Origin of the sequence: Chitinophaga sp. ARDCPP14 (assembly GCF_051362515.1) — a bacterium.
Lineage (GTDB): Bacteria > Bacteroidota > Bacteroidia > Chitinophagales > Chitinophagaceae > Chitinophaga.
Genome location: NZ_JBKIXB010000014.1, coordinates 118,252 through 131,073, shown reverse-complemented (window position 1 = coordinate 131,073; position 12,822 = coordinate 118,252). Strand labels below are relative to the sequence as shown.

The following is a 12,822-nucleotide window of genomic DNA, read 5'->3' as shown; positions in this document are numbered from 1 at the left end:
TATGCGATCTTTCGCGTTTATCAGTTTGGTTATAACACTGGCAGCCTGCGGCAACGCAGCGCAGCAACCGGAGCATAAAAATGACAGTGCCGCAGCGGATACCGTGCCGGTATTCTTATTGAAGCAGGACACTGTTAAAAAAACAATTGAATTACCGGCAGAACTCATCCCCTACGAAACCGCTGAATTATTTGCCAAAGTACAGGGCTTTGTGCGCAGCATGAAAGTGGACCTGGGTGACCGCGTAAAAAAAGGACAAACACTGGCAGTAATTGAAGCCCCGGAAATCAACAGCCGCCTGGCGGAATCCGAAGCTGCTTTACAATCCGCCAAAGCGAAATGGGCGTCCAGCAGGGATAATTATGAGCGCCTCTACAGGGCATCACAGGCGAAAACACCGGGCATCGTTGCCCCGGTAGACCTCGAGCGAAGCCGCAATCTGATGCTGGCCGACAGCTCCACTTACATTGCCGCCAGCAAACAATCGCAGTCCTACAAGGAAGTTTCCGGCTACCTGTATATCACCGCGCCTTTTGATGGCATCATTACCGCGCGTAAAGCCGATCCCGGTGCGCTCGTAGGCACCAACGCCATGCTGCTCACCGTTCAGAATAACCGCACGCTGCGTCTTCGTGCAGCCGTGCCCGAGATATACACCGCTGCCGCAAGCCCGTCAAAAAACATCGACTTTCGCGTAGATGCCTACCCTACCCAGCGCTTTAAAGCTACGCTCACCCGTAAGTCTGAAACCATCGATCCCGGCACCCGCACGGAGTTGTGGGAGTTCCAGGTAGATAACAGTGATCACTTACTTAAAGCAGGATCGTTTGCATATGTAAAGCTGCCGCTGGAACGCGGCACTACTTCCTTCATCGTGCCATTTGCAGCCGTAGCCACTACGCAGGAAAGGAAGTTTGTGATTAGAGTACACCAGGGCCAGGCAGAATGGGTGGACGTACGCCAGGGCATGACGGTAGATGCAGGCATTGAAATATTTGGCAACCTCTCTCCCGGCGATACCTTGCTTAAAAAAGCAACAGATGAAAGAAAGCCCGGCAGCCCAGGTCTCTGGACATTAAAATAATATAATAAAGATGCCCGCCGGTTGTTCCTGGCGGGCATCTTTTATAAATCACTGCTGATAAATCGCCTTTTCTGAATAGAGCCCCGGCAACACACCCAGGTATCGCAGATAACGATCCAGTAATTCCTTATCAAACACAGGTTCCGCTATACCACTCCCCTCCAGGAAAGTAGCCACATGGGTGTTATCCCAAATGTAGGTATCCTGGTACAACTCTACGGTAGACAGCCCCTCGTGCATATTGTCTTTGAACAAACTGGTGAGCGCATACAACCTGTTGGCAGGATCATCTTCCCATATCTTTCTCCATTCTTTATATGGCAGGCCACGCAGATCAAAAGAATAGTATTTATTCAAGAGGTCAAAAAACTGCTGCAACGTAAGGTTCGTTTCCGGGCTGGCAATCAGGTTAAATTTTAGACCCAGGGCTGTCTCCTTTTTTGAAATATAAGCGATGGCCTTTGTCATGTAATCTACCGTAATCAGGCCTTCCCTTAACTCCTTTAATGCAGGATACGCATTAAACTCAACACAGTTTTTTACCAATCCGGCCCACCACTGGTAAGGTGCGCTGGCGCCGGTTTCGCTATGGCACATCGCATAGCCAAGCCGGTAGGTAATTACCGGCAATCCCTGCGCAGCCGCAAGATCTGCGATGCCTTCCATCACCCACTTGCTTCTTACATAGCCGATATCTTTGCTCACCGCCAGCAGGTTCTGGCCAATATCATCTGTTTCCTTCATCACGGTTTTATGCGTGAACACATGCCCCCAGCTGTATACAGAAATAGTGGACAGCAATACCAGGCATTTTGTTTTACCGGCAGCTGCAAAGGAAATAATTTCCCTTAGCCCTTCCACGTTGGCCGACTTCATATACGAATAAGGTTCGATGAAATTGACGGAACTGCCCGAATGATAAATCACATCAATGGTATCAGCTAATTCCTTAAACCCGGTTTCCGTTAATCCCATATCCGGTTTGGAGAAATCGCCCGTTACCGGTATAATACGCTGGCGCAGCGATTCATCGAGGTGGATGTGATAATTGTTCAGGTATCCATTGATCCGTTCCATCGCGTAATATTCGTTACTGGCCCTGATAAGACAGTATACCTTTGCATTGGAAGCCAGCAGCAGGTCTTTCAGCAGGTGAATGCCTACAAAACCGGTAACGCCGGTGAGTAATATTGCCCCCGGGTTTTGAAGCCTTATAATGTCAAAATCCTTACGGATAACAGTGCCGGGTTTCAGGTACACATCCTGCTGTAATGCTACATAGGGTTCCACGTCTTCCTCCATCACAATGGTATCCGCCTGTGCCTGCCGGGCCGTCAGGGTTTGCGCCAGGTCTTTCAGCACCGGGAACTGGTATACATCTCTCATATATACTTTCAAAGACAACCTTCTCCCCAACGCAGTTACTACCGGCGCTACCCGAACAGAGTTGCCTCCGATATCAAAGAAGTTATCCGTGTTGTTGATGGCCTTCCGCCCCAATACACTTTCCCAGATAGCAGCAACCGTTATTTCCATATCTGTTACCGGCGGTTCATACACTGCTTCTTCTTCATAGGCAGCGGCCAGCTGCGATAACCTCGCCTGGTCCGTTTTCCCATTGGGGGTTACGAGGATTTTATCCAGGAAAATAAATTGCGAAGGGATCATGTAGCCTGGCAGCGCCTCTTTTAGCACCGCCCTGATGGCCGCGATTTCCGGCGCTGCTGCTTCCCAGTTTTTCACTAAAAAAGCAACAATATATTTATGCTGTTTTTCATCGTCGCGTGTAATCACAGCAACGTCTTTGATACCATCGATTGGCAGCAGCACTTTTTCTATCTCCCCCAGTTCTATCCTGAACCCACGGATCTTCACCTGGTTATCGACCCGCCCTGAAAAAGTTAATTCACCCGACGGCAATAAGGAGACGAGATCACCGGTTTTATACAAACGCGCACCAGGTATAAACGGATGGTCAATAAATGATGCTGCAGTTTGCGCGGGTCTGTTCCAATATCCCAGTGCCAGTCCTTCCCCGCCGAGATAGAGTTCCCCAATACCACCTGCAGGCACGGGCTGCAGGTGTTGGTTTAAAATATATGCCTGTGTATTGGCAACCGGTTGCCCGATGGACGGTACATACTCCCCGTTTTCATCGCGCACAATCCGGCAGGTAGCGAAAATGCTGTATTCAGTAGGACCATAATAATCCACCAGTTGATAATCCAGGCCATGTGTGCGTACTGGCTTCAGTTTTTCTCCGCCGGTAAACAGGTAGCGCAGGTGAAGATGGGGAACAGAGCGGCTGAGTGCTACTACTTCCGGCGCCAGCACGGTGGGAACAAAAGCATGCGTGATACCATGCCTGGTATAGAACTGCAACAGCGCTGCTGCATCCGTTCTTTCTTCGTTGCTGGCTATCACCAGCGTAGCGCCGGTAGTAAGTGCAGTCCATATCTCCCAAACAGAAATATCAAAAGCAATTCCCGCCACCAGGGTAACCCGGTCGTTTGCAGTTACCTCAAACCGTTGCTGATGCCAGGTTACCAGGTGTTGTAAAGACCGGTGCGCCACCATCACGCCCTTTGGCATTCCGGTAGAACCGGAAGTATAGATGATATATGCCCGGTCATCGGCGGTCACCGGTACCTCCGGCAGGGCATCTGGCCATTCATCAAGACTGTCCAGCGAATCCAGCATCACATAGTGATACTTACCGGCATCCGGTAATGTATGTTTACTGGTCGTGATCACGCAGCTGGTTCCGGTGTCTTCCAGTATCACCTGTACCCGTTTAAGCGGATAGGACGGATCAATGGGCACATATGCCGCACCCGTTTTTAAGATGCCAGTTACTGCTACCAGCCATTCAACGGACCTGTCGATCCATACCGGTATAATATCACCTGGCTTTACCCCCTGCTCCAGCAGGTAATGCGCCATCTGGTTAGATCGCCGGTGTAGGGTGTCGTAGCTGACTACAGCTGAGTCGAATACCACCGCAGTGCGATCCGGGTTAAGTACAGCCTGCTGATTGAAAAGAGAGATAACAGTGGCCGAGCGGTCGTAGCGCCATTGCTCTCCCTGTACCATAAAATTTTCCGGATTTTCATACGCATAGTTTTGCTCCACGGGAGCGTGTTTGGGCTTCATAGAATAATAGTTAGAAATTAAGAAAAAGGGGCGTTTGCTTCCCCTGGGTTAAAGGTTCTTACAAAAATCGTGGTATATGGTTATATGGTTATTTCGCGCAGGAACAAAACTATCCGGTTCCACTGCGATATTTCTACAGTGAAAAAAAATTTCGGTTAAAAAAAAGCGGATGGTAAACCATCCGCTTTTAAAAATATTTGTTTAATTACTCCATACTGTCTTCTCCCCAAACCTTCGCTCCTGCAGCTGATCATACTCCTTCACATAGTCGGGGTGCTCTGTTCCCATCGCCCTGTCCCACACCCGGAAATACAACCCATAATTACCCCTGAACTTTTTGTGATGCAGGTTGTGGTGAACAGACGTATTGAACACTTCAAACAACCAGGTATGCCGGAACCCGCGTGGCATCAGTTCATAGCCGAGATGGCCATATACATTGATAATAAACCCGGATACGGTGAACAACAGCACTGTAACCGGATGCATAGGCATTACGCTCGTAATCACCACCAGCACTCCGCCTTCCAACACCGCTTCCAGGAAATGAAAACTGTAGGAAGTCCAGGGAGAAGGATTGATGCTCTGGTGATGTACCAGGTGGGTGCGCTTAAACAGCTGCTTATGATGCAGCAGGCGATGCATCCAATAGAAATACGTATCGTGTATAACGAGACTCCCCACCAGGCTTACGCCGATGTACCACACCGGGAACGCCTGTATATCGGTATAGATCATGGTATACTGCCTCACCGGCGTAAACAGCAGTATAATCGTAATGGCGGTAAACACCAGCGTGCTTTGCATGGAATACCAGATCTCCCGGAGAAAATCTTTCTTTGATGCCAGCTTCTGCTGGATCTTGAAATGTTTAAACCTGTCTGGTAACAGCAGGTAGAATAATGTAAAAGGAATACCCGCCAACACAAAATACCGGAGGGCAGACATGCTAAAGATCTTAACGGTAGCTTCAATGATCGGTTCCATGGCCTTGAGAAATTTATCTCTCAAAATTAGAGAACCGCTATGGCAGATGTAGTTAACAAAAGATAATTTCGCTGCTTAACAAAGGATAATTTATCCCTTCCCCTTATCAAGCATCCGTTTGCGGATACGGCTTAACGACACGGGTGTGATGCCCAGCATGGAAGCAATATATTTATCGGGCACCCGGTTCACCAGGTCGAAACGCTCTGTCAGCAGGTTACGGTACCGCTCTTCCGGCGACAGCGTGACAAAAGATTCCATGATTTTTAACGACTCGGACAACATGCGCATCAGGAAGAAATTCCGCAGCGGTTCATATTCCGGGTGCGTTTTCAGTACTTCTTCCAACACATCATAATCTATTTCCAGCAATGTGACCGGCTCCAGTGCACGGTATATAAAACGGGAAGGCTGCCGGTGAATGATAGTATCATGCGAAGCGATAAATTGCTTTTCCCAGCGCAGAAACAAGGTGGCTTCATCGCCATTATCCTTAATAATATAGGCCCGCATGATGCCCTGTTCTATAAAAGCAAGACGGCGTTCGGTATCACCCTCATGGATATACGTTTCGTTGGCCGCCAGCTTTACCTGCCGCGTCATGGCAAATAACGGCGCGGTGTCGGCCGGCAGCACGCCGGCCAGGTCAAATAATAACTGCTGTAAGGTGGTAATGGATACGCTCATATGATCTGTCAGAGCGCTAATTTAAGGTTATTTCCCTACAAGCTGAGCTATTGTTAATTTCACCGTATTAGTCAATATTTTCATGATTCCGGACAAATGCTACTTTTGTTCTCTCACCTTATTATTTTACATTTCAAATAATCTTATGGGCTTAATTGCTTCATTACCGGATATAGAGAAAAAGAAAAATTCCGTTTTTGTCATGCACGAGAAATCGGAAAAACTGATCCCTCTGCACCGGCATAATAAGGGGCAATTAAGTTATGTGGAGGGAGGAATCGCCTATATTACCGTTGAAAGCCTTACTTATATAGTTCCAGCCAGGCATTACTTCTGGATTCCGCAGGGAATGCCGCACATACTGCGGATCGGCTATAAAGCCACTGTGCTGCGGTCGCTCTATTTTTACGCCCACGATGATACCAGGGATCCTTTTTATAACAGGCTGGGAATTTACCCTGCCAGCGAATTAGTGATCCAGATGATCAATTACACGGAGCGGTGGGATGGAAAACATGTTGATAACACGGATCCCAACTTTGAATTCCTGGTAGCACTGAAAAAGATCCTTCCTGAAAAAAGCAGGAAATCGCTCCCTATAGTTTTGCCTGCTACCAACAATGAACAGATGCAGGATATCATTGATTACCTGGAAAAAAATATCGGGAAAAAGCATACACTGACCAGCATCAGTAAGCAATTTAATATCGGGGAACGCTCCCTCTCCCGGTTATTTCAGGCTAACCTTAAAATTTCATTTTTGCAATTTCTTAAAACAATAAGAATGACAAAAGCTATTGAAATGATCTTAAAAACAAGTAAGCCTATCAATGAAATAGCTTTTGCGGTAGGTTACAGCAGCATCAATTCCTTCAGCGATACATTCAGGGGATTCCTGCATGCGAGGCCGTCGGACTTCAGAAAACTGTAACCGGTTAACCAGCGGCGTGCCGGTTAACCGGTCCTTTACGAATGTGCTTCCTTCATTTTTGTGAGTTGAGCCAGCGTATAGGCGCCGATTGCCATCACCAGGTCCCTGACCGCCACATCGAAGTACTGACCGCCAAGAAGCAATTGCAGTGCAATGCATATCAGCCAGGCCATTACAACGTACGCGCCGACCAGGGGACGCACCAATACAAGTATCCCGGCGGCAATTTCAATAATACCCACGATTTTCATGAAGGTGGCGGCGGCAAACGGGAGCATATCTGCATTACTGCCCAGGTAGTTTTCCCAGTGGGTAAGCAGGTTAGTGAATTTGTCCAGCCCGGCTACAATGGGCACAATGCCAAAGGTCAGGCGTAAGGTGCTTTGAAGCTGTTTTATGGTTGCCATGATACATATGTTTAGTGTATTAATTAGAGAGGCTATTGACAAAAAGGTTACAGGAAATCAATAGTAATTTTCTGTAACCTTTCTCCTCTTACTTCATCTAAATAACATGACCATACAAAAAGAAGCAATAGCCGCACAGGTTCCTGACCGGGAAGCAATAGAAAGAATACTGGCAGGTGAAAAGAAGATGTTCAGTGTAATCATCAGCCGGTATAACCAGCGGCTGTACCGGATTGGCATGTCTATCCTGGAAAATGATCCCGCAACTGAAGATGCCATGCAAAATACCTATCTCAATGCTTATTGTCACCTGTCACAATTTCAACACCGCGCTTCATTTGGCACCTGGCTTACACGGATTATGCTCAACCAGTGTTACGAACTGAAACGTAAAAATAACCTCCCTTTTAGTCAGTTACCTTCAGATAAATTCATAGACATGAAAACTCCGGCCAGAGATTTAGCGAATAAGGAATTGAACCAGATACTGCAAGACGCCATTACCCGCCTGCCGGAAAAATACCGGCTGGTTTTTATGCTGCGCGAAATCGAGGAAATGTCTGTCCGGGAAACCTCCGAAACACTGGCCATTGAAGAAAACAATGTAAAGGTACGCCTGAACAGGGCTAAGGCCATGCTCAGGGAAGATCTGACCGCCTATATGAAAGATCATGTCTACCATTTTCATTTAACCCGCTGCGACCGGATTACCCGTAATGTTTTACTAAAGCTGGGTATAGAAGGAGAAAGATGAATTGAAAAAATGTCATTTTCCTGAAAAAATTTCCGGCAGATACCGCCTGGTATACCCTTTGCCGGGTGCAGGGAAAGCATTTTAAGCATTCATTAAAATCTCCGTTAATATATGGTGAAAGGCTATTGTATTATCGTCGACATGAGGGTACAGGCCGGCTATACGGAATACTGCCGGTTCTATATCGGGGAAGACCGCAGCAGGGCGCGGGCGCTCTTCGACTCCCTGCATGGCAGCATCGTCATTGAAAGCATCCTCCTGCGGATGAGCCTCGTAAACCTCGATGATACACCACACGAGGTATTGGTTGTCCGGTATTGCACCCTCACAGAACTTACTGAAAACTGCCGCCTGATCACTAAGGAGGTATTCCGTTATTTTAATATTGAGTAAACAGCGTGATAAAGGTTACCCCATCCGGCCAACCATATGTCTAAATGAGCCCCCATTTTGTCTAACTCACCCTAAAACCGGTTCCCGTTACCTGGTCCGGCTGGTACCTTTGTTTCGCCTGGGAGCACAAAAGCATCTGCAGGAATGCATTATGGAACCGACAAAAAAATTTAACCGCAGACATTTTTTAAGCGCTGCTGCTTTAACTTTCGCAGCAACCAAACTCTCACCCCTGCAGGCATTGGCCACTACGGGTCAAAGGGACAAAAAAGCTAGTCAGGCCCCTGTGTCCTTTCAGGACATCAAACAGGTCAGGGCCGGGCTGTTGGATGTTGGCTACGCTGAAGCCGGCCCGGCAAATGGCCAGCCCGTTATCCTCCTGCACGGATGGCCTTATGATATTCACAGCTATGCAAAAGTATCGGCCATACTGGCTGCTGAAGGCTACCGGGTGATCGTGCCTCACCTGCGTGGTCATGGCACCACACAGTTCCTTTCTGCCGGCACATTCAGGAACGGGCAGCAGGCGGCAGTAGCAAATGATATCATCTCGCTGATGGACGCACTCCATATAAAAAAGGCGATCATCGGCGGGTTCGACTGGGGAGCGCGCACCGCCAATATTATCGCGGCACTATGGCCGGAACGCTGTAATGCAATGGTTTCTGTTAACGGCTATCTCATTAACAACCTGGCAAAAAATAAACAGCCCTTGCCTCCTAAAGCAGAATGGGGATGGTGGTACCAGTATTACTTTGCTACCGACCGTGGAAAACTGGGGTATACCGCCAATTGGTACGACTTCAACCGGCTGATCTGGAAAAATGTTTCTCCCAAATGGGATTTTGATGATGCCACTTATAAGTTGTCTGCAGCCTCTTTCAATAACCCCGACTATGTTGCCATTGTTATTCATAATTACCGCTGGCGGCTGGGCATAGAACCCGGCGAAGAACAATACGACGCCATTGAAAAGCAACTGGCTGCAGCACCAGTTATTACGGTTCCATCGGTTACGCTGGATGGCGATGCTGACGGCGTTGTTCCCGCCGGTGATGGTTCAGCGTATGCCCGCATGTTTACCGGCAAACACGTGCACCGCATCATCAAAGGAGCCGGCCACAACCTTCCGCAGGAAGCGCCGGAAGCATTCGCCAAAGCGATTATCGAGGCGAGCAGCTATGCCTGACATTGGAAATACATCTCAGTAAAAAAATAATTTATGAAGTTATCTTTCTGGAAAACCAGATCCGGCCTGGTAATAGCCCTGTTTATTTTAATGGTAACCGCCATGCAATTCATTCGTCAGCCGGTTCAAAACCACGCGGTTACGGCGCCCATAAAAGCGCCGGAGGAAGTACTGGGCATTCTTAAACGTGCCTGTTACGACTGCCACTCCAATGAAACTAAGCTTAGCTGGTATGATCATATTGCGCCGGTTTCATGGCTGGTAGCTGCCGACGTTACGGAAGCAAGGTCCCGGTTTAATTTTTCCACCTGGGATACACTCTCGTCGGCCGACCAGCAAGGACGCCTCTGGGAAATGGTGAATATGGTGCTGACAGGAAAAATGCCATTGAGCACTTATACTGCTACACATCCACAATCCAGGCTTTCTGCAAAAGATATCACTGTTTTAAAGGAATATGTAACGGATATCAGCCCCTCAAAATATCACGATACAACCATTATCAGTGAAGCCGCCCGGGAGTTCCAACAATTCCGGCAACAATCCCTTCTCTCAATGGAGAACCCGGTTGCTGCTAACGGAGTAGCCTATACGCCCGGCTACCGGGAATGGCAGGTGATCAGTACCACCAACCGGTTCGACAACCACAGTATCCGGGTAGTGTATGGCAATGCCCTTGCCGCAAAAGCCATCCGCGATAACCGGATCAATCCTTTCCCGGAAGGCAGCACCATCGTAAAAGTAGTGTGGAACAGCATTGAGGAAAAGAACGGTGACATCATCCCGGGCTCTTTAAACAGTGTACAGATCATGACCAAAGACAACCAGCGCTTCGCGGATAGTGAGGGCTGGGGCTTCGCAAAATTCAACGGAACAGCGTTGAAGCCTTATGGCAGCACACCTATGTTTAATACCACCTGTTTCAATTGCCATAAAATAGCCAGTGCGAATGATTATGTATTCAACCTTCCTTTAGTCGATAACGCACCCAAGCCGGCAAGGGAGATGTTTGATGCAGGAAACCTGCATGTGATCACATCCTTTGCCAACAGGCAAAAACAAACAATGTCTGTGTTGTATGGCAATACCGCCGCACAGCAATCTGCGCTTGCCGGTTACGAAAAACATACCCCCGGTGAAGTATTCCGGCTGGTGACCTACAAACAGGCCGATAATAAATACTGGTACGGCAGTTATATCAATGGCGAAGTTCAAACCGTGGAAATGGTATCCGGTGATGCGGACAAACTGACTTATCAACTAGAACGTGGCCACTGGCCGGTCAATAGCGCAGGCAACAAAGTAGATGCAGCCGTCCGGATCAACGATATATTTTCCCACAGACCCTCGGTTTCCCCTTGATGCTTACCGGCGGGAATAAAAGAGGGCAACTAACTTTCCTAAATGGTAAGTTAAAAATCAATATTTTTAATTTAGCATTTAGATTGATTTCTTACAGATGGAAAAAACAGGGTTTAAAATATCACATGCAACGATATGGGTCAGCTCCATTGTTCTCGGACTGTTGTCGTCCGTGCCGCAAATTGCCGAGCACCATTTTCACTTAGCGGAAGCAGCTGTTAATGCAGGTATAACAGCCACCTTCGCCGTGCTGATGTGGTACTTCAATATTTTCATGCTCTCCCGGCAGTCCGATGCTCCCCGGAAGCAGAGCATTTCGTATTCAAAACTGATAAGCAGCCTGTTATTTGGTCTGGTAGTGATGCTGGGCCTTGCCTGCATACAGCAGTTGATCCTGTCGCATATTAATTTTGGGCCTGTGATGCTGATGGTGGAGGTAAGAGGTATCCTTATCAACCTGGTATTTTATATGTTCCTGCACCTGCTGCAGCAGAATTATGAAAACCAGCATGTGACGATGGAACTGGAACGTATTAAAAGTGATAATCTCAGCGCGCAGTATGAACTATTGAAGCAGCAGGTGAACCCGCACTTCCTGTTCAACAGCCTGAATACGTTGAAGGCTATGGTAGAAAGCGGTGAACAGGAATCTGTTGACTTTATCATCAAGCTGTCCAACTTTTACCGGTTTACGCTCGAAAGCCGCAAACTTGACCTGATCCATGTGAGTGAAGAAATGGAAATACTCAATGCCTATCTCTTTCTGCAGAAAGCGCGGTTCGAGGATGGCTTTACCTTTGAGAGCACGCTTAGCCCCGGCACATTGAAAACGCTGATTCCTCCTTTCACGTTGCAGTTACTGGTTGAAAATTGTATCAAACACAATATCGTTTCCCTGGAGAAGCCATTGCGTATCAGGATCTATGAGGAAGATGACAAAATAATTGTAGAGAACCAGGTCCAGCAGAAAACAGGAGAACAACATTCTCTTGGTGTGGGATTAAAAAATATTGACCTGAGATATCAGCACCTGCTGAACCAGCATATTGATATTGTTGCCGACGAAAAAGTTTTTCAAATCAAACTTCCGCTTATTCATGAACATTATCATCATTGAAGACGAACTTAAAACAGCTAAATCACTTGCGAATATTATACTTGAATTAAAACCCGGCGATAAAATTACCGGCCAGTATCAGAGTGTGGCAAGTTCCGTCAGCGCGTTGTCTGAGGGTCCCATGCCCGACCTTATCTTCATGGATATCCAGCTGGCCGACGGTCTTTGCTTCGAAATATTTAAGTCTGTAAAAATCACCTGCCCCGTGATATTTTGCACGGCTTATGATGAATATAGTCTTGACGCTTTTAAAAATAATGGAGTGGATTATGTGCTGAAGCCCTTTTCCAAACAGGATATACAGGACGCATTGCGGAAGGTGGATGAACTGAAAAATTTCTTCCAGCAGAAAACAGTTCCTGACCTCAATGACCTGCTTTCAAAATTGGCGCCTCCCAGCGGCAAGACCAGCTTTCTTATCTTTCAAAACCAAAAGTACAAGACGATAAATGTGGAAGACATTGCGTTCTTTTATATACGCCATGACGCCACCTGGATTATGTGTTTTGATAAGCAGCAGTATGTCATCAGCCAATCACTGGACCAGATCACACAGTCGGTATCTTCCCTTCAGTTTTTTCGCCTTAACCGCCAGTACCTTATTAATTTCAAGGCCATCAAAGAGGTGGAGCCCTATTTTCTCCGCAAACTTTATGTAAAACTGGTTATTGAAACACCAGAAAAACTGCTTGTAAATAAAGAAAAATCCCATAGCTTTCTCAGCTGGATGGAAGAACGTTAACCTCATTTTTCTCCCG

General features: G+C 47.4%; 12 protein-coding genes. 8 read left to right on the top strand and 4 right to left on the bottom strand.

Going from position 1 to position 12,822, the window contains the following annotated elements:
* The first annotated feature begins 1 nt into the window (after nucleotide 1).
* Nucleotides 2-1,084 (top strand): efflux RND transporter periplasmic adaptor subunit, encoded by a 1,083-nt coding sequence (locus tag ACLHR0_RS28735; protein ID WP_436491271.1) that lies wholly within the window; start codon nucleotides 2-4, stop codon nucleotides 1,082-1,084.
* Between the two features lie 48 nt (nucleotides 1,085-1,132).
* Here the strand turns inward: ACLHR0_RS28735 and ACLHR0_RS28730 are convergent, their stop codons facing one another.
* The 3 genes from ACLHR0_RS28730 to ACLHR0_RS28720 all read right to left on the bottom strand — a co-directional run bounded on the left by ACLHR0_RS28730 (nucleotide 1,133) and on the right by ACLHR0_RS28720 (nucleotide 5,911).
* A complete protein-coding gene (locus ACLHR0_RS28730) occupies nucleotides 1,133-4,237 on the bottom strand; it encodes an amino acid adenylation domain-containing protein (RefSeq protein WP_436491269.1) in 3,105 nt (1,034 codons plus the stop codon).
* Between the two features lie 201 nt (nucleotides 4,238-4,438).
* On the bottom strand, nucleotides 4,439-5,224 hold the full coding sequence (locus ACLHR0_RS28725) for a sterol desaturase family protein (RefSeq protein ID WP_429047343.1): 786 nt from the start codon (nucleotides 5,222-5,224) through the stop codon (nucleotides 4,439-4,441).
* A 90-nt stretch (nucleotides 5,225-5,314) separates the two neighbouring features.
* Complete coding sequence (locus ACLHR0_RS28720; RefSeq protein ID WP_429047341.1) at nucleotides 5,315-5,911, bottom strand: Crp/Fnr family transcriptional regulator; 597 nt, start codon at nucleotides 5,909-5,911, stop codon at nucleotides 5,315-5,317.
* A 202-nt stretch (nucleotides 5,912-6,113) separates the two neighbouring features.
* Here ACLHR0_RS28720 and ACLHR0_RS28715 point away from each other — a divergent pair, with 202 nt between their 5' ends.
* On the top strand, nucleotides 6,114-6,842 hold the full coding sequence (locus ACLHR0_RS28715; RefSeq protein ID WP_436491266.1) for an AraC family transcriptional regulator: 729 nt from the start codon (nucleotides 6,114-6,116) through the stop codon (nucleotides 6,840-6,842).
* Nucleotides 6,843-6,877: 35 nt separating this feature from the next.
* Here the strand turns inward: ACLHR0_RS28715 and ACLHR0_RS28710 are convergent, their stop codons facing one another.
* Nucleotides 6,878-7,249 (bottom strand): hypothetical protein, encoded by a 372-nt coding sequence (locus tag ACLHR0_RS28710; protein ID WP_429047336.1) that lies wholly within the window; start codon nucleotides 7,247-7,249, stop codon nucleotides 6,878-6,880.
* 106 nt (nucleotides 7,250-7,355) lie between these two features.
* On the opposite strand from ACLHR0_RS28710, the gene ACLHR0_RS28705 reads away from it, so the two are divergent.
* The 6 genes from ACLHR0_RS28705 (at nucleotide 7,356) to ACLHR0_RS28680 (ending at nucleotide 12,806) form a co-directional block, all read left to right on the top strand.
* A complete protein-coding gene (locus ACLHR0_RS28705) occupies nucleotides 7,356-8,003 on the top strand; it encodes a sigma-70 family RNA polymerase sigma factor (RefSeq protein ID WP_429047335.1) in 648 nt (215 codons plus the stop codon).
* Nucleotides 8,004-8,114: 111 nt separating this feature from the next.
* Entirely contained in the window at nucleotides 8,115-8,396 is a 282-nt protein-coding gene (locus tag ACLHR0_RS28700; protein WP_429047334.1) for a hypothetical protein, read from the top strand.
* A gap of 286 nt (nucleotides 8,397-8,682) precedes the next feature.
* Nucleotides 8,683-9,585: an alpha/beta fold hydrolase gene (locus ACLHR0_RS28695; RefSeq protein ID WP_436491263.1), complete on the top strand. Its 903-nt coding sequence runs from the start codon at nucleotides 8,683-8,685 to the stop codon at nucleotides 9,583-9,585.
* Between the two features lie 33 nt (nucleotides 9,586-9,618).
* Nucleotides 9,619-10,947 carry a heme-binding domain-containing protein gene (locus tag ACLHR0_RS28690; RefSeq protein WP_436491261.1) on the top strand — a complete coding sequence of 443 codons (1,329 nt, stop codon included), beginning with the start codon at nucleotides 9,619-9,621 and terminating at the stop codon, nucleotides 10,945-10,947.
* A 97-nt stretch (nucleotides 10,948-11,044) separates the two neighbouring features.
* Entirely contained in the window at nucleotides 11,045-12,064 is a 1,020-nt protein-coding gene (locus tag ACLHR0_RS28685) for a sensor histidine kinase (protein WP_429064988.1), read from the top strand.
* Nucleotides 12,045-12,806, top strand: coding sequence for a LytR/AlgR family response regulator transcription factor (locus ACLHR0_RS28680; protein ID WP_429047330.1), 762 nt, complete (start codon nucleotides 12,045-12,047; stop codon nucleotides 12,804-12,806). The genes ACLHR0_RS28685 and ACLHR0_RS28680 overlap by 20 nt, the downstream gene beginning before the upstream one ends.
* Nucleotides 12,807-12,822 lie beyond the last annotated feature (16 nt).

Coding starts and splice junctions, on each gene's coding strand:
- ACLHR0_RS28730 (WP_436491269.1), bottom strand. CDS start 4,237: ATGAAGCCCAAACACGCTCCCGTGGAGCAAAACTATGCGTATGAAAAT.
- ACLHR0_RS28720 (WP_429047341.1), bottom strand. CDS start 5,911: ATGAGCGTATCCATTACCACCTTACAGCAGTTATTATTTGACCTGGCC.
- ACLHR0_RS28705 (WP_429047335.1), top strand. CDS start 7,356: ATGACCATACAAAAAGAAGCAATAGCCGCACAGGTTCCTGACCGGGAA.
- ACLHR0_RS28690 (WP_436491261.1), top strand. CDS start 9,619: ATGAAGTTATCTTTCTGGAAAACCAGATCCGGCCTGGTAATAGCCCTG.
- ACLHR0_RS28685 (WP_429064988.1), top strand. CDS start 11,045: ATGGAAAAAACAGGGTTTAAAATATCACATGCAACGATATGGGTCAGC.
- ACLHR0_RS28710 (WP_429047336.1), bottom strand. CDS start 7,249: ATGGCAACCATAAAACAGCTTCAAAGCACCTTACGCCTGACCTTTGGC.
- ACLHR0_RS28715 (WP_436491266.1), top strand. CDS start 6,114: ATGCACGAGAAATCGGAAAAACTGATCCCTCTGCACCGGCATAATAAG.
- ACLHR0_RS28725 (WP_429047343.1), bottom strand. CDS start 5,224: ATGGAACCGATCATTGAAGCTACCGTTAAGATCTTTAGCATGTCTGCC.
- ACLHR0_RS28735 (WP_436491271.1), top strand. CDS start 2: ATGCGATCTTTCGCGTTTATCAGTTTGGTTATAACACTGGCAGCCTGC.
- ACLHR0_RS28700 (WP_429047334.1), top strand. CDS start 8,115: ATGGTGAAAGGCTATTGTATTATCGTCGACATGAGGGTACAGGCCGGC.
- ACLHR0_RS28680 (WP_429047330.1), top strand. CDS start 12,045: ATGAACATTATCATCATTGAAGACGAACTTAAAACAGCTAAATCACTT.